General features: G+C 46.1%; 15 protein-coding genes. 3 read left to right on the top strand and 12 right to left on the bottom strand.

Annotated features, from left to right (window positions below; translation table 11 throughout):
- Positions 1 to 9 precede the first annotated feature (9 nt).
- The 6 genes from CIB36_RS09935 to CIB36_RS09910 all read right to left on the bottom strand — a co-directional run bounded on the left by CIB36_RS09935 (position 10) and on the right by CIB36_RS09910 (position 7,358).
- On the bottom strand, positions 10 to 468 hold the full coding sequence (locus CIB36_RS09935; RefSeq protein WP_093989401.1) for a hypothetical protein: 459 nt from the start codon (positions 466 to 468) through the stop codon (positions 10 to 12).
- A 133-nt stretch (positions 469 to 601) separates the two neighbouring features.
- Positions 602 to 2,134, bottom strand: coding sequence for a response regulator (locus CIB36_RS09930; RefSeq protein ID WP_093989400.1), 1,533 nt, complete (start codon positions 2,132 to 2,134; stop codon positions 602 to 604).
- 11 nt (positions 2,135 to 2,145) lie between these two features.
- On the bottom strand, positions 2,146 to 3,987 hold the full coding sequence (locus tag CIB36_RS09925; RefSeq protein WP_158662658.1) for a sensor histidine kinase: 1,842 nt from the start codon (positions 3,985 to 3,987) through the stop codon (positions 2,146 to 2,148).
- Positions 3,988 to 4,075: 88 nt separating this feature from the next.
- Positions 4,076 to 4,912 carry a carbohydrate ABC transporter permease gene (locus tag CIB36_RS09920; RefSeq protein ID WP_093989398.1) on the bottom strand — a complete coding sequence of 279 codons (837 nt, stop codon included), beginning with the start codon at positions 4,910 to 4,912 and terminating at the stop codon, positions 4,076 to 4,078.
- Complete coding sequence (locus CIB36_RS09915; RefSeq protein ID WP_093989397.1) at positions 4,909 to 5,838, bottom strand: carbohydrate ABC transporter permease; 930 nt, start codon at positions 5,836 to 5,838, stop codon at positions 4,909 to 4,911. The genes CIB36_RS09920 and CIB36_RS09915 overlap by 4 nt, the downstream gene beginning before the upstream one ends.
- A gap of 257 nt (positions 5,839 to 6,095) precedes the next feature.
- Positions 6,096 to 7,358: a sugar ABC transporter substrate-binding protein gene (locus CIB36_RS09910; RefSeq protein WP_158662657.1), complete on the bottom strand. Its 1,263-nt coding sequence runs from the start codon at positions 7,356 to 7,358 to the stop codon at positions 6,096 to 6,098.
- Between the two features lie 260 nt (positions 7,359 to 7,618).
- Here CIB36_RS09910 and frlD point away from each other — a divergent pair, with 260 nt between their 5' ends.
- Both frlD and CIB36_RS09900 read left to right on the top strand, forming a co-directional pair.
- Entirely contained in the window at positions 7,619 to 8,401 is a 783-nt protein-coding gene (gene frlD, locus CIB36_RS09905; RefSeq protein ID WP_093989395.1) for a fructoselysine 6-kinase, read from the top strand.
- Positions 8,402 to 8,510: 109 nt separating this feature from the next.
- Entirely contained in the window at positions 8,511 to 9,038 is a 528-nt protein-coding gene (locus tag CIB36_RS09900) for a GNAT family N-acetyltransferase (RefSeq protein WP_093989394.1), read from the top strand.
- A 43-nt stretch (positions 9,039 to 9,081) separates the two neighbouring features.
- On the opposite strand, the gene CIB36_RS09895 is transcribed toward CIB36_RS09900, so the two are convergent.
- The 6 genes from CIB36_RS09895 to CIB36_RS09865 all read right to left on the bottom strand — a co-directional run bounded on the left by CIB36_RS09895 (position 9,082) and on the right by CIB36_RS09865 (position 15,755).
- Positions 9,082 to 9,924 carry an SMP-30/gluconolactonase/LRE family protein gene (locus CIB36_RS09895; RefSeq protein ID WP_093989393.1) on the bottom strand — a complete coding sequence of 281 codons (843 nt, stop codon included), beginning with the start codon at positions 9,922 to 9,924 and terminating at the stop codon, positions 9,082 to 9,084.
- A 12-nt stretch (positions 9,925 to 9,936) separates the two neighbouring features.
- Positions 9,937 to 11,058, bottom strand: coding sequence for an SDR family oxidoreductase (locus CIB36_RS09890; protein ID WP_229408233.1), 1,122 nt, complete (start codon positions 11,056 to 11,058; stop codon positions 9,937 to 9,939).
- Between the two features lie 449 nt (positions 11,059 to 11,507).
- A complete protein-coding gene (locus CIB36_RS09885; RefSeq protein WP_093989391.1) occupies positions 11,508 to 12,872 on the bottom strand; it encodes a mandelate racemase/muconate lactonizing enzyme family protein in 1,365 nt (454 codons plus the stop codon).
- A gap of 269 nt (positions 12,873 to 13,141) precedes the next feature.
- On the bottom strand, positions 13,142 to 14,335 hold the full coding sequence (locus CIB36_RS09875) for a site-specific integrase (RefSeq protein ID WP_093989390.1): 1,194 nt from the start codon (positions 14,333 to 14,335) through the stop codon (positions 13,142 to 13,144).
- A 78-nt stretch (positions 14,336 to 14,413) separates the two neighbouring features.
- Positions 14,414 to 14,620: an excisionase gene (locus CIB36_RS09870; RefSeq protein WP_002341493.1), complete on the bottom strand. Its 207-nt coding sequence runs from the start codon at positions 14,618 to 14,620 to the stop codon at positions 14,414 to 14,416.
- Positions 14,613 to 15,755 carry an XRE family transcriptional regulator gene (locus CIB36_RS09865; RefSeq protein ID WP_093989389.1) on the bottom strand — a complete coding sequence of 381 codons (1,143 nt, stop codon included), beginning with the start codon at positions 15,753 to 15,755 and terminating at the stop codon, positions 14,613 to 14,615. The genes CIB36_RS09870 and CIB36_RS09865 overlap by 8 nt, the downstream gene beginning before the upstream one ends.
- 523 nt (positions 15,756 to 16,278) lie before the next feature.
- On the opposite strand from CIB36_RS09865, the gene CIB36_RS09860 reads away from it, so the two are divergent.
- Positions 16,279 to 16,899 (top strand): helix-turn-helix domain-containing protein, encoded by a 621-nt coding sequence (locus tag CIB36_RS09860; protein ID WP_456085494.1) that lies wholly within the window; start codon positions 16,279 to 16,281, stop codon positions 16,897 to 16,899.
- The last annotated feature ends 76 nt before the right edge of the window (positions 16,900 to 16,975 follow it).

Below are 16,975 nucleotides of genomic sequence, written 5' to 3'. Positions count from 1 at the left end.
TCAGGGGCCCTAGTCCGCAAATTCCGCGGTGCAGGCCTTTCCCTGATAAGTGATTTTCACTGTCTGTTTGCCGGGATACTCCTTTAACGCAAACACTAAATACCGGTTCCAGAATACCGTTTCGTAATAAAAGGTGTATTCCAAAGGGCCCTCCCCGTTTAGATAAAACCCGATCTCTGCCGGCAGCCCTTCCAAGGCGCCCTCTTCGGCAAGGATACAAATTTTATAAGTCTGTTCCTCCGCGCCGTAAAATACTTTTGCAACACTCAACGGTCCTAGATCGGGTTTGGTTAACATCAGTTCATAGGGACTGCTTTTGTCCTCCTCGCCATTCAATGGATATGCGTCAAACGGCATTTCACGCAAGGTATTTTGTGTACGGAAATGCACAAAAAGGAAAAATACGCACACACACAATACCAGCACTGCCAGCAGGCAGGACAGATGTAAAGCTGTTTTTCGTTTCATGGTTATGATCCGCTTCTTTCCATCTATGCGTGCACCCTTTGCCCGAAAACATATTCCTTTTCGTTCACAGAAAAGCGCCTCCATTTGAAGTGATTTTTTCCAAAAACACCATGATTTCTTTCAGAATGGTAAGCTATGATTTTTTATTCAGCTGCAATACGATATTCCGGTACTCACTGGGCGTGATGCCCACATTCTTTTTAAAGATCTTAGCAAAATAACGGGTGTCATGGAACCCGGATTCCTGCGCGATTTGCAGGATCTTATAGTTCGGGTCGCGCAGCAGGCGTTTGGCGTGCTCGATCCGAAGGCTCATCAAGTAAGCCACAAAGTTGCTCCCCGTATATTTTTTAAAAGTGGTACTGAAATACGACGCGTTCAGTCCCGCATGATCGGCAACCTCCTCTAAAGAAAGATCCTGATAAAAATAGGTCTTCATGTAATCAATGGCCTGATCCAGGTTCTGTTCCAGCCGCAGGTTTTTTACCACAATGATCTTATCTTTCATTTTGTTCAGAAAGCGGACAAAATCCTCTTCCAGTTCCGCTAGGAGGTGATATTGGTCGATTAGATCCAGTTGGATCGTAACCTCTTCAAACTCCTCACCCGCAACGCCGTTATGGAATAATATTGGCTGCATCTGCTCTATCACATTTTTAAGCACCTCCTGCAGCCTCAGGATATCCAAATGATCCTGTTTGAATCGCGTAAATAAATCCAAAATGTCGCGGTCCAATTTTTCTTCCTCGGAGGAGATCAAATGGTTCAAAATCGCGAGCGATAACTTTTCGCAGTCATAATCCGGCGTGGCGGCAGCATGATATTCATAGACTCTATTTTCCGAATGGTATAACTCCATTTTCACCATGCTCAGCGCCTGATGGTACGCGGTCTGAATCTCTTCGCAGCTCAAAACCGGACGGCTGATCCCTACACTGCACCGAACAGAATGCCGTTTTTGGCGTTCCAAAAACTTTTCAATGCGGCGCAGGCCATCCTTTTCCTGAGGCGTTACCAATAAAAAGCGGAACGGACTGACCTGAATGAACATCTGATGGTAGCCTGTCGGCCTTAAGAACCGGAAGGTTTCCTGAAATAATACATTGTCGTTTAGTCCCGGGCGGGGAGTAAATTCAAATAAGAGAAAACACATTGCGCAGCTTTCAAAGCCATAATGCTTCAGCCAGCCCAAAGATTCGTCATCCGAATACCGGATGGCACGGATCATCATCATTTCATAATATTGCCGGCTCTCCTCCGGGGATACCATGTCAAGCTGGGCCAGCTTCGCAGAATCCAATTCCTGGATCGCCCTGTTCACAACGCCGATCATCTTTTCATGGTCGACCGGCTTGAGCAGGTACTCGCACACCTGTAAAGAAATAGCAGTTTTTGCGTAATCAAACCTGCTGTATCCGCTGATAATAATGATCTTGAGAAATGGATATTTCATCCGCAGCTTTACGCTTAACTTCAATCCATCCATATCCGGCATGGAAATATCTGTGATCAAAATATCGATCTGATGTTCCTTGGCATATTCCAACAGCGCGGAGGTGGTCTGAAAGCTTTCAATCTCGGCCTGCCCTGAAAATTCCTTTCGTAATAGGTCTGTAAGTCCTTTCAAGATCTTGGGCTCATCATCAATTACGGCAATTCTGTACATGTCCTTTCTCCTTAGCGAATCTTTGGGATCTTTAACGTTACCGAGGTCCCAGCGCCCGGGCTGCTCTGAATTTGAAGGTGATACTGATTCCCAAATTTTAGCCGCAGGGTCTTGTCTATATTATTGATCCCAATCCCCTCGCTGGTTTTACCCATGATCTGGGCGATCTGGTTTTCCGGGATGCCGCAGCCATTGTCCTGAATGACGATCTGTATATCATTCCCGTCTTCTGCCATTGTAATATCGATCAAGCAATGGTCATACCGGTCTTGAAACGCATGCAGCAGCGCATTTTCCACAAAGGGCTGGAAGATAAATTTGATCGTCTTATACTGAAGCAGTTTTGAATCAATATGATAACGGACCTGAAACTTTTCTTCAAACCGGAAGTGTTGGATATATAGGTACTGTTCTAACTGATCCAATTCATCCTGAAATGTCACCAACGCTCCGGTGTGCTTGATCGAATAACGCAGGATGCTGGATAAACAGGTCAGCGCTTTGGATACTTCCGGCAGATCCTTGTCGAACGCGACCCAGCTGATGCTCTCCAGCGTATTGTAAATAAAGTGCGGGTTCAGTTGGCTTTGTATCAGCTTGATCTCCTTTTCCTTGTCCTGCGAATACGCTTCTTTCAGTTGTCCGATCAAAAAGTCGATCCGGTCGCCCATTTGTTCAAACGACCGGTATAACCCGCCGATCTCATCGCTGCGGTCAACAGACAGGCTTTGTCCGATTTTCTCCAGTTCGTCGATATGGTCCATCATCACGATCATCGCCTGGATCGGCCGCACCATCTGGCGGTTGATCAGTATCCCGCACAACAGCGCGAACAGGCACACCAAAAACATGACGACCGCAAAATAAAGCTTAAATACATCGCTCTGCTGGGTGACAGCCTCCATAGGAATGACATTTAAAAATGTCCAGCCTGAATAAGAGGAGGTCTCATACATATAGCAATACGTTTCAGATTTTGTATGGTAATCATGGATCTCTCCGGCCTGAAGCCGTTGAAACTCCTCCAAAAGCCCACCGTCCAACAGCGAAGCGTCCAGCTTAGAGTCCCCGTTATACCAGACCAGTTGGTTCTCACTATCTAAAATAACCAGCAGTTCGTCTTGGCTTGTCTGCTTCAAAGCGGTCACATCGTCCATTGCTAGGCCGGATATATACATCACTACCTGTCCCATCAGCTGGTTCTCGTCATAAATATTCCGAACTGTTTTGCTGCAGGAAAAGAAATAGGACGCTTTCCCCAGCCCTTTCCGAATAGAAGGATTCGCCTCCCAGTGGACAGAACGTTTTTGGGCATGCATCTGCTCGCTGAATTCACTGAGCCTGTTTTCATTTTCGGCATGGATCACTTCAAAGCTGCCATACCCGCTTGTATCCTCCAGCCGGGTGCTGTCGGGAAAAACAAACGACACATTACCAATATATCCCCTTGCTGAACGAATCCGCGAAAGGGCACGCCGGAACTGATTTTCGGTATCTACGCCCGATGAAAAATTCTCATGCCTTTCGGATAATCGAAACAGCTCTGGGTAGTTATAGATCGTGTCTATGGTTTCCTCATAGGTTTTCATCAGCGTATCTACACTGTCCCTGACATTGATCAAGCTGGTATTTCGGGCCGCTTCTTCAGTTTCCATACTGTTGCGGTGTACAAAAGAAAAAAACACGCCGCTGATTAACAGCAAGGGAATGAGAATGATAAAAATAATGATGATTGCGACCTTCCCGTTAAGCGGTATGTTTTTTTCCAGTTGTCTCAGCTTATTCCAAAATGACCATCTAGGTTTCCTTTGGATCTTTCTCAAATCTAACACTCCGATACAATAGCCTGCCACAGAATACTTTTCCACCAAGGCGGCGGCTGCTTTTGTACATTATACCAGATTTTTTTATAAACTTCTATCATTTTTATCAAATTTGAGATCAACCCTTGACAGAACCAGCCGTGATCCCGCCTACGATATGTTTCTGGGTCAGGATAAAGATGATCAATACCGGCAGCGAGGAGAACGCTGCGGTAGCCATCAAGCTGCCCCACTTGGTTCCGTGCTGGCCAATAAAGGTCCTCATCCCAACGGTGATGGTCCAATATTCTTTGTCCGGCAGCAATACCAGTGCGTAAACGAATTCGCCCCAAGCAAAAATGAAGCTGAATGCCGCACAGGTAACCAGCGCAGGCATTGTCAATGGTAAAATAATCCGGAAGAAAGTCTTCCAGTTAGAGCATCCGTCAATATAAGCCGCATCCTCAAGTCCCTGCGGGATCCCCAAAAACGACGTCCTGAGCACCAGCGCGATAAACGGAAGCGAAGAGGTGACATTTGCCACAATAACGCCCACAAAGCTATTGGTGAGCCCCCATCTGGAGAACATCGCATACAAAGGAAGCACGATCGAGTTGCTCGGAACCATCTGAATAATGATGATCAAGAACAGCATGATCCCCGCGCCCTTGAGCTGTTTTCTTGCCAGCGCGTAGGAGATAGGCGCCGCCAGCACGATGGAAAGGAGCATTGCAAACACCGCGATGATCCCGGAGTTTTTAAAATAATTCAAAAATTCCGCGTCCTGGAACAGGACGGAATAGTTCCCTAAATAAAATTCCTGCGGAAACAGGGTAGGAGGATTGGCGAAGATTTCCGAACTTGTCTTGAACGAGGAAACCAGCATCCAGTAGATCGGAAACAGGAACACAAGCACAATGAGAAGACCAATGATCGTCTGGAAGATCCCTTTGTGTTTTCGGAAGAATTTCTTCATGCATCCATCTCCTCCTTATTTGAAAAGTAAATGTACACGGCGGCCAGAAGCGCTATCAATACAAACGATACACAGGACGCGGCCGCGCCTTGCCCAAACTTAAACAGTTTGAAAGACTGCTCATAGGCGTAATACGGTAAGATCTGCGACGAGTTTGCCGGTCCTCCCGTCGTCATTGCATAGATAATATCAAACACCTTGAACGTATAGATAAAGCCCAGCAGCAGCAGCACCAAAATCGTGGGTTTCAGGCAGGGCACGGTGATATAGAAAAACTTCTTAACACTGTTTGCCCCGTCGATGACCGCTGATTCATACAGGTCGTTCCCGATCCCCTGGATCCCAGAAAGCAGGATAATCATATTAAACGGGATCCCGATCCAGATATTCCCTACAATAACGCTGTATAATGCCGTTTGAGTGCTTGCCAGGAAGTTGATCGGTTCTGTGATCAGGCCGATCTGCATTAGGAAATAGTTGAAAATACCGATATCGCCGGCTAACAGCCATTTAAAGATAGCACCGGTAATGATCGCCGGATTCATCCATGCGATCAATAAGATCGCACGCATCCATTTGGCGCCCTTAAAGTTTTTGTTGAAGTACAGCGCAAACAAAAAGCCGATGGAAAACTGGAACACCAGGCTGAGAATCACGAAAATAAAGGTGTTTTGGAACGCGCTCCAGAAATATTTATCCGCAAAGATCGCCTTAAAATTTGCAAGCCCAACAAAGGCCTGCTCGCTTGTATCCTTTAAGTTGCTGACACTGACATCTTTGAAACTCATGATAATGTTGTACCAAATCGGGTACAGCATAAAAACAGCAATAAACAACAGCGCAGGAATGGTAAAGGAATAGTCAACATATCTTCCGGACTGGAAGAATTTTTTTGTGCTTTGAAGAGGTGACGCATGATTCTTCATATAATCAGACCATACCTTTCGTAAGATTTTCTGTTTTGCGCAGTTTTTCCAGATCAGTTGTCAAGCCAGAAGCACACAAAACAGGGGTTGTGTTTTTGATAAAATGAGAAATCAAATAGCCTCTTGAGTTATTTACCATGCTCCAAGTACTTGGAGCATGGTAAATAAAAGATCGGTCATAAATGGTTTCTCTGTGACCAGTCACATATGATTGTCCATGTTTAAATCATATCATGATATTTTATTGCAGCATGCAATTATTCGCTCGCTCCCTCGCTCGCTTTGAATTCTTCATACAAAGGAGTGATGGTCGCCGCTGCGTCGTTGAGCGCGTCCTGTGCGGACTGGTCGCCGGACATTGCAGAGCTCAGTGCCGTCTGCAGCGCTTTGGACATTTCGTTGTATTTTCCGCCGTAAGCACGCGGACGGGCGCTCTTCAGCTGTTCGATGAATACTTTGTTGACCGGGTCATCGGTGTAGTATGGATCAGAGCCTAATACACTGTCAGCCGGAAGCTGTCCCAAGCCTTTGAGGAATTCTTTGTAGCGTTCCGGTTCAACCAGATATTCTACGAAATCCCAAATAGCGTCAATATCGGTATCTTTACCAATGCCAAAGCTTTCACCGCCAAGGATAGAAGCAAATTCGCCGTCAGCCTTCTTCGGAATCATTGCCAGATCCCATTCCATATCTGGTGCGTTTTCCTGAAGCGGAACAACGTTCCACGGACCGTTGAGCATCATCGCAGCACGTCCGGTTTCAAACAGAACGCGGGTGTCTTCCTGGCTGTTGTTGACCGTATCAGCGCTCATGATCCCTTCCTTGATCATGCCGGAGATCAGGTCTAATGCTTCTACAGTGCCCGGAGCAGCTACGTTGTCCAAATCTTCCCCAGCGGACCACATAAACGGCAAGAACTGGAACACAGCGTCTTCCCCGCCGCCGCCAGCCATTGCAAAGCCGTACATGCCGTCTTTGGAAACAGATTTTGCGGTTTCATATAATTCATCCCATGTGGTTGGAGGGGTGTCGATCAAATCGGTACGGTAGAACAGCGCCACACAGTTTGCATAAACCGGGAAGCCGTACAGCTTGCCGCCGACTTTGTGTTCATCCACAACGCCCGGCAAGGTGTCTTTCATGATCCCGCTCGCTTCGATTCTATCAGTAATATCTGCCAGAATATCAGCTTCTACAAAAGTAGCGGTCGAGTTTCCATCATAAATAAACAGTTCCGGCAGCTGGCCGCCAGCCGCTGTGACTAAGATCTTCTGGATATATTCACTGTAAGGAATATAAGAGATCTTGATCTCCGGGCCATTGGTATCCTCCTTGTAAGCTTTCACCATATCAGCCAGAAGGACTTGCTGGCCTTCAGAATCCCAGTAGTGCCATAAATTCAAAGTTTTGCTTTCGCCTTTGTTGTCCCCGGAGGTATCCTTGTCATTGTTCCCACCGCAGGCGCTCATTCCTAGTGCAAGAGCAGCAGCTAAAGCAATCGCTAGTGTCTTTTTCAACATATCCATTCTCCTTTTCGAAATTTTTTTGTATGTTTTTGCCACAATTTCATTATATCTTAACAAATAGATAAGATAAACGACAAAATTTTTATTTCATGTGTAATATTTTTAGAAAAGATGTGGTTTATTTTTGATTTTGGTGGTTATTTTTTAGATTTCTGCTTAAGTCGTTGACTTGTAAAATTATTCATGATATACATAATTATATATTTTACCTTGTTAAAATTGGCAAAAAATATTAAGATAAGGAGGTTTTACATATGAAACTAATCACTGTAGGTGACAACTGTATGGATGTCTACCAGCAGATTGGAAAAGCATTCCCCGGCGGCAATCCGGTCAATGTGGCTGTTTATCTGCGGCGTTTGGGACACGATGTGAACTATATCGGAGTGGTCGGCAATGATAATTATGGCAATATCATGTTAAACGCCTTGAAAGAGAAAGGGATCGGCGTTTCCCACGTCCACCAAATCCCGGGCGAAACCGCCCGCTCCATGGTAGATATCGTAGAAGGCGACCGGGTCTTTGGTGATTATTTTGAAGGGGTCATGAAGGACTTTTCCCTTTCGGAGGACGATCTTTCTTTTATCGCACAGCATGACCTGCTGCACACTGCTTATTGGGGGGAAACAGATCCTTACCTAAAGCAAATCAAAGAGGGCGGCACCCAGATCTGCTATGATTTTGCGGACAAGCCGGAGGACCCGAAAGTGAAGGCTCTGATCCCCTTTGTGGATTATGCACTGTTTTCATTCCAGCAGGATGACACTGCTACCCGCAGCTTTATGAAGCGGACGCAGGCGCTCGGCCCGAAGCAGGTCATCGTAACGCTTGGCAAACAGGGGAGCTTGGTCTTTGACGGAAAAGAGTTTACCGCATGCGGCGTTGAACAGGTTGACGTTGTCGATACCATGGGGGCCGGCGACTCCTTTATCGCAGGCTATCTCGCCGGTATTGCAGAGGGAAAGCCCATTTTGGAATGCATGAAGATGGGGACGAAAAACGCGGCTGTCACCTTAGGCTACAGCGGCGCATGGTAAAAAACACAAGAAAAAACTCAGCCGCAATAAAATTGCGGCTGAGTTTTTTCTTGCATATCTTTTATCTTTGCCGTATGATAAAAGGAAAGAACAACTATTAGGAGGCGTCATGATATACCGTATTTTACAAGAGCCGGAAATCAATCGCCATTTGTTTTACGGCTTTATCCGGCGTCAAAAGGTTGACCTGTGCTGGCGCAGGTCAAAGGACCAATGGATCATAAAAAGCGATCCGTTTACAGACGATTGGGACGAAACAGACTATTCCAGCCTCATCGCCAGTTTAAAGGAAACCGTTCTTCTGGGCGGAGCCGTATTCGGCGCCTTTGAAAACGAACGGCTCACAGGCTTCGCCTCTGTGCCGCCGCAAAGGTTAGGCAGCTGTGCACAGTATCTCAGTCTGGAAAACCTTTTTGTATCTGAGCCCTTCAGAGGGAACGGGGTCGGAACCCGGCTGTTCCTGCTTTGCGCGGACTGGGCCAGAGAACACGGCGGGAAAAGGCTTTACATATCCGCCCACTCTGCGGTGGAAACGCAGGCCTTTTACCGGGGATTAGGCTGTATAGAAGCTCAGGAATACAGCCGAAAGCATGTGGAAAAAGAGCCCTTTGACTGCCAGTTGGAATACCCGTTATAGCAAAAAGCCTGCCGATTTGGCAGGCTTTTTTAAATCATTTCGCTTAAGGCCGGTAGCGCGCAAATTCCTGTCCCCTGCATCCGGTATCCCGGCAGGCATACAGATGTCCTGAACCCTCTATCCCCTCTGTATGCGCCGTTGTGATATACAGCGTGGAAAAATCCTTTCCGGCAAAGGTACAGCAGGTGACTTTAGGAGCCGGAACTCGGATCTCCTCCTGTTTTTTCCCGGTTTGGGGGTCCCACGCGCTCACTTTCCAGCCCTCCCAGTGGGCGATCCAAAGCTGTCCCTGGCTGTCAATCGTCATTCCGTCAAAATCGCCCTCCTCCGCAGAATAGTCAATGAGCGCGGTTCGGCTTTCGACCGTGCCGGACGCCAGATCAAAGTCAAAACGCCACAGCTTTTCAGACGGCGTGTCAATGTAATAAAGGCAGCGGTTATCGTGGGAAAAGCACAGCCCATTGGAGCAGGAAATATCCGTAACCATTTCTGTGACCTTACCCTGATCTATCCGGAACAATGAACCGCCGTTCCCTCCAGATAAATCCATGGTTCCCAGCCAAAGCCGGCCGTTTGCATCGCAGTTCCCATCATTGGAACGCCGTCCCGGACGGTTTGGCAGCATCGCCAAAGGCGTATAACCTGTTTCTGTCTTCTGATACAGCCCATCCTCCAGCGCGACACAAATCCCGCCGTTTTCCATCAGGCGCATCATGCCAATGCGGGAAGGTGTTCCCCACTGCTGGTCATGAGCTGTTACCAGGTCTGTGCGGTGAAGCGCCCTTCCATCAATATCTACCCAATAAAGGGAATCGGATCCTTTATCATATACGGAACCCTCTGCCAGCACAGCGCCGGCTTTTAAAAATAATTCTGCTTGTAACATCGTATCGTCCTCCTACACCATCATGGAACCGCCGTCTAAACGGACCCCCGCACCAGTCAGCGTGGCGGCCTCCGAGCTTGCCAAATACAGCGCTAAAAATCCGGCATCCTCCGGTTCACAGACCCTACTGAGAGGATTCGGAGAATTTAAAACTGTTTGGGGCGGTTTTTCGATCCGGAACAGATAATTCCCGGTTTTTCCTTCGATCCGGCAGTACCCCAGTTCGACCGCATTGACGGTAATATCTTTTTCCGCCAATTCCAGTGCTGCTTCTCTAGTAAACATCCGGACAGCTCCCTTTGTCATAGCATACCCGGGATCGAACACCGTCGGGCGTTTTCCGTGAATAGAAGAAATGTTGATTACTCTTCCGTACCGGCTTTTTTTCAGATACGGCAGGCAAAGCTGAAGTGATCTCCAATAGCCGCCCACATTGATATTCCACAGCCGCCTAAATAGCGCCGTATCATACTGCTTTAAAAACAGGTTGGGCTGAAGCGCCGCATTGTTGACCAGCACATCGATCCCGCCGTATCGCAGTACCGTTTCCTCCACCATGGCACGGATCTGTTCCCGGTCAGAAATATCCGCCTGAAACAAAAATGCTTCTCCGCCCATTTGCTTGATCTCCGCCAGTGTTTTATGTGCAAGCGCTTCACTGGTGTTCCAGCCTATACACACCTTCATTCCCGCTGCACAGAATACCCGGGCGATCCCTGCGCCGACGCCTTTTCCCCCGCCGGTGATAAGAGCGACCCGCCCTTTCGTAGACTGTGTGCGGACAGGTCCGTGTACAAATTCCTCTGGAGTTTGTGCCATTTCCTTTTGTTTTTGAACCAATGCTTCGATTTCCTCATCACGAAGCTGTTTTCCGTAATACATGCTCAAGCCCTGGTCGGCGCGCAGATCAGCCCCGTTTAAAACGTTTCCTTCGCCGGAAAACAGAAAGCTGACAAGCCCGGTAAGCTCCTCCGCCCTTTGCAGCCTCCCGGATGGATACTGAAGCTCCGGGGCGGAATACAGATTGGAACGGCTATGTTTTCGATCCAAATCTGTATCCATAACACCGCGCTGCAAAAAGTGGAAGGAAACGCCTTCCGCCCCGTAATCCAAGGCCGCCTCCCGGCACAGCATCTGCACAGCGCCGCATGCCATGGAATAAAAGGGCGCGCACCCGGTTGGTTTTTCTGCATGCAGATCCCCCAAAACACAACGCTTCCCTTACCGGAGCGTGCAAACACCTCTCCCGCGGCCTTCGCCACATTGACTGCCGCAAGCGGACCGTCATCCAGCACCTGCTCCCACAGCCTGTCAGCCGCGTCTTCCAAAGCACCTGCCCGGAATGGGGGCATCGGGTGCAGTACCCCACACAGAGAATCCCCCAAACCGCTTAATATTTCGGTAAGCGGTCCGGATTCCGACAGTTCTATCGTCACCTGACGGCAAGAGGCCGTAACCGGTTCACCGGACAGGCAGTTTGACACAATCCGGTACCCCTTGCTTTCCAGCATCGGGACCAGTTTTCTGGCGACCGGATCGCGGTCGTCGGTTAGAAAGATCGTTTTCATGAGGAAGGTTCCCCCTTAACTCCACAACATATCATTGGAATGTTCTTTGTCCCACATCTCCGTAGAAGCCCACAGCTCTGAAAAATCCGGATGCAGGTGCTCCCGAATCACTTCGTCGTTGTAATCGTCTACACCAAGCCCCGGCCTATCCGGAACAGCAATAAAGCCATGTTCCACGATTTGTTTTGGGGTGCCCAGTGTAATGTCATTCCACCACGGAACATCAACAGAATGGTTTTCGCAGACCAAAAAATTTTCTGTAGCAGCTACCGAGTGAACGGCGGCGTAAGCAGTAACCGGGGTTTCCGCCATATGGACCGCCATGGCTACCCCATGTTCCTGCGCCAAGTCTCCTATCTTCTTGTTCTCCAGGATCCCGCCGCTGGAAAGCAGGTCCGGATGGATTATGGATACACCTCTGGACTGTAATAACGGCAGGAAACCCTCTTTTAAGTAAATGTCTTCCCCGGTACAGATCGGTACTGTCGTACTTTGGGAAAGACGGATATATTGGTCAGTATACTGCCATGGGATCATATCCTCCGCCCAGGCGATATTATATTTTTCGATCCGGCGGCAAAGCTTGATGCAATCCTCTACCCCGATGTGGCCAAAGTGGTCAATTGCCAGCGGGATTTCGTATCCGATCACTTCCCGCACCTCCCGGACATAATTTTCCAAAATATCAAAACCTTTTTCCGTCAGATGAACCCATGTGAACGGGTGGGCAATGTTCTGCCGGTCATAGCAGCGGTTTTGCCAGTAGCGGCGTTCCTCCGGCGTTTTAGCCTGAGAAAGCGCCCGGCGCAGGGCGTCTGTTTCCTCCAAATAGCCCAGCGGCGCATTTAAAGCCCCTTTTTCGCCATGCAGCAGGGAAAGCCCCAAATCCATCTTTAAAAAGGTAAATCCCTTTTCCATCCGTTTTTTCAAAGCCTCGCCCATTTCTTTGCCGGTGTGCTTTCCTTCAACATCCGTATCGCAGTAGATCCGAACTTTATCCCGGAATTTTCCGCCCAGTAGCTGATAAACAGGAACGCCGAATGCCTTTCCAGCCAAATCCCACAGGGCGATCTCAACCCCGCAAACACCGCCTGCCTGCCGTGACACGCCGCCAAACTGCTTGATCCGCCGGAACAGTTTGTCCACATTGCAGGGATTTTCCCCCAGCAGCCTGCTTTTCAGCATAGAGGCATAGGTGCGGCTGGCACCGTCCCGAACCTCTCCCAATCCAACGATCCCCTGGTTGGTATAAATTTTCATCAGGGTACAGTTCATCGGCGCACCTATAATATCCGTAAAACGAATATCCGTAATTTTCAGCTCGCTTGGAGCCGAGCAGGTGTTGACTTGTTCCAAAATCTGATTATTTTCTTGTCCCATGGTTCCTTTTCCTCCTTATGATTGTACCCAGTACGATACTTCTCACCCTAATATATGCCTTTTTTAGGAAAAAATCAATTGTTTATTACAGAAATTCTCCTAAAATTATATATGTCTTTTTGACTATCTTTTTATATCTTCTTAAATGTCCGCAAAGCCTTATTTTATAGGCTCTACGGGCATTTTGCTTTTGTGGTAAATCTCACATATCTAGGTTTATCTTCTTATATATTCGCTATCAATCGTGGTTAAAATCGTGGTAAATACTTCTATGCGATTAGACGCTGAACCTCTGATTTTGCGGTATCTATGGACGCATGAGCATACCAGTTCATTGTGATACTGATGTTTGAATGTCCCATGATATACTGTAAATCTTTCGGGTTCATGTTCTTGCTTGCCAGCCTTGTGCAGAATGTATGGCGTAGCGTATGCGGTGTGATATGTGGCAAGGGATTGTCCTTGTGGTGCTTGTTGTATTTCTTTACCATACGGACAAATAAGGCGTTGTAGTCAATCGCAACTTTGGGCTTGCCTTTATGATTGACAAATAGGAAATTGCTCTGTCCGTCTATCACAAATGGTTCTGCCTTTGGGCGTTTCTTCATAACCCGTTGAAATGCCTGTATTGTTTCTCTGCTTAATGGTACTTGCCTTATTCCGCTTTTCGTCTTAGGCGTTTCAATATAATAGCCTTGTTCCTTACTCTTTAGTAACTGGTGGTCGATAATCACAACTTCATTCTTGAAATCAATGTTGGCTACTGTCAGTCCGCACAGTTCCGAGATACGAAGTCCTGTTTTTAATAATATCAGCACATCATCATAATGCTTGTGATACACATTGTCCGTCTTAATAAATGAGAGTAGGACTTGTTCCTGTTCCTCTGTCAATGCGACTTTCTCTTTGGCATCATTTTCTAGGACTTCACTTAACTTGAAATCAAAGGGATTTTTCCTTACGCAATCGTCTTGTATGGCGATATAGAATGACGCTTTTAACGAGCGTTTATGGTTGTTAATGGTATTGTAGGAAAAGCCTTTGTCTTTCATGCGTAACGCCCATTCTTTAGCGTCAGAGGGTTTTATCATATCAATGCTCCTAGCACCTAACTTATCCTCTTTCAATAACCGCATGAGTTGTTCCCGTTGTTTCATTGTGCTTTTCTTCACATTTGCCCTCTGTGCGTTCTGTTTGGCATAGAGTTGGCAAAGCGTCATTTTCTTGCCTGTGCTGTCGATACCGTCCTCAATATCCCGTCTTATCTGCTGTTCCAGTTCACGAAGTGAGGGTTTTTCCCGTTTTCCCTTTGGTGTCGGGTCTGTGGGTGTCAATCTCCAAGCATACACATATTTTGTGTTTCCAAATGCGTCTACATATTTATATAAGTATTTCCCGTCTGTTCGTTGGCTCTCTCCAGTATGCAGGATACGACCTTTGTTATCCCGTCTTTTTTCTCTCATGGTGTCTGCTCCTTTCCTTGTTGGAAAGAGCCTTGATATGACTTGTGTTCATCATAACACATACAAGGCTCATTTGCATTAGATTGCGTCCAATTTATCAATGACCTGTTCAAACTGTCGGCGTTTAATCTGTATGCGGTTGCCATTCATAATGAGCCAGCCAGCGTCCTTGTTTTCCTCTGCCAAGCGTCTTAACTTGTTTTCTCCGATACGGAAATACTTTGACGCTTCTTCAATGGTAAGGGTATATTTTTCCCATACGGGAATATCCTGTGCATTACTCATAAAACACCCCCTCACTTTCGATTACATCTGCTATATCCGTACACATCTGTTCTACAAGCATTTCCTGTTTTTCGGAAAGGTGAGTACATTCATCAATCATTTTCATGTAGTTTGAACCTGTCAGCCTGTCGATTTTCTCTATCATCACGATTGACGGCATGACCTGTCTTTCCAGCCATTGCAGAGTGCGTTCCATATTGACAGGTACGGGGTTCATTTCAAAAGGTAAACTGTCATGGGAAATGAATATCTCCCATAGCGGATAATCGGGAAATTGCACAAAATCAGTAATGAGGTAAAACACCAGCCCATGAGGGTTATATGTCAATAACAATTCCTCAACTGCCTGTACTGCCTTTTTATCACGCAGACGAATTTCAAAACGGTTGATAATATCGGTATGTTTCTTTTTCGCTGCCTGTTCCTTTTGCTTTTCATACAGACAGAAATATTTTGTGCTTGCCTTTGAACCGATATAAAGGGTACTTGCTAAATTGCGGTTTTTTCCGCTTAATTTTCCACCTTGTACATTTTCATAGTTTTTACAGCGACAATCCGCACCGCCATTTTTGTATTTTTCAGATAGCACAGGAATATCCAGCAGACCGCACATATCATTGATTGCCAAGTCAAAACGTCGGATAACACCGCCACAGTCAAGACAGCGGTTTAAGAATGAATACCAATCCCTGTTCTGTGCCTGTAAAACATATTCCATGTTGCGTGAGCCTGCTCCTTTTAATTCCAAGAATACGCCCATGTGTTCATCATCAGAAGCCATAACCTTGATTTCCCCGTAGGCGTAATGCTCCTTATAGCCATAATACCCATAGTCATAATGGATAAAATAATCTGCTTTCATGCCAAGCACCTTTCGGATAACTTCTAATGCGTCAGTCGTTGGAAAACGGACAGACAGATAATCAACGAGCAGATAAAAAGGCTTATCGCAGATATAGTAATTCAGACAACGCAGGATAATATTTTGTGTTTCCTTGCTGGCGTTGGCTTTTCCGTTCTCAAAGCGGTTGATACTATATCTTGATACATGGGTAAGACTTGCAAGTTCTCCTTGTGAAAGACCGCTGGCAAGACGTTTGTTCTTCATTTCAAGTGCAAATTCTAAATTGTTCATTGTATTCCTCCAATCCCACAATAGCCTTGAAATACCTGTAAACCACTATTCAAAAGAATGTGAAGTTACTATCTTCTTAAAACTCCTCATTACTCCTTACATCTTTGGGGTTGTATGGTTTTTGACTTGTCTTTTGTGAAATAGTGCCCCCCTGTTAGATAACGGGGGCACAATCAAGGCTCGCAGGCTCGCCAGCCGACAAAGCATTTCCGTCCTTTGACGGCAAGCCGTCATGGCGTTGTTGCTGACGCACGCCAGCAGTCCTGCAATGCTCTGTCGACAAGTCCTGTTTTGCCTTTTCTAATAAGTTCCATTTCAACTGATATTCATATCTACGGGTTTAATCAGATAGGTATTTCTTTTTGAATATTTTTGTATTTCATTCTATTGTGCTTATTCGATTACAAGAACATAGTAATTCTTATATGCTTATTTGTCAATATCTTTTTTTATCTTTACAAATCATATTAAGCATGATAGACTTACAATAGCGAAGATATAACGAGATATGGAGGGTTATGCAATGAAAATAAGCCATTTAGGAAATAATATACAGACTATAAGAAAATTTAGAGGATTGAAACAACAGGAGCTTGCGGACAAAATCGGTATCAATATGCAGAGCCTTTCCAAGATTGAAAGAGGATTGAATTATCCTGCTTATGAAACGCTGGAAAAGATAATGGAAGTGCTGGACGTAACGCCAAATGAATTGTTATCGGGAGAATGGAAGTATGTTAATCAGTCCGAAAAAGAAGTCTGTCAGTTTTTGAGAGCAGAGGAACGTCTAAATGCAGAACTAAAACACGGACATTATGACAATTTCTTTGACAGCGAGGAAGAATGGTTGGAATATGAGTTGGAAAAGTTACGGGAATATATTACAGACTATATCAATGGAACAAGCATTGAAGCGTCCGACCTTTACCCAATCAAAGAATTTATCCAGCATTTGAAATTTCAAAAACTGTTAGACCGCTATGATGATTTATACAGCATGGATATGTTTGGAGAAAGCATAGAGGGACATAAATATAGGACACCTTATCAAGTCGTAAAAATGATAAACCCCAATTCAAAAGAAGATATGGAATTATTACGGGAAGTATTGAAAAATAACCATTTTGATGATGAAGACGAGTAATCTTTTCCTCTTACATGGAAGATACAGCAAACAAAAAGCCCAGTAAAGAGTGCAAAGCACCACCAATGGTGGCAAG

It is taken from the genome of Massiliimalia timonensis (assembly GCF_900186585.1).
Lineage (GTDB): Bacteria > Bacillota > Clostridia > Oscillospirales > Ruminococcaceae > Massiliimalia > Massiliimalia timonensis.
The sequence above is the reverse complement of the archived record's forward strand: the minus strand, read 5'-3'. Positions and strand labels throughout refer to the sequence as shown.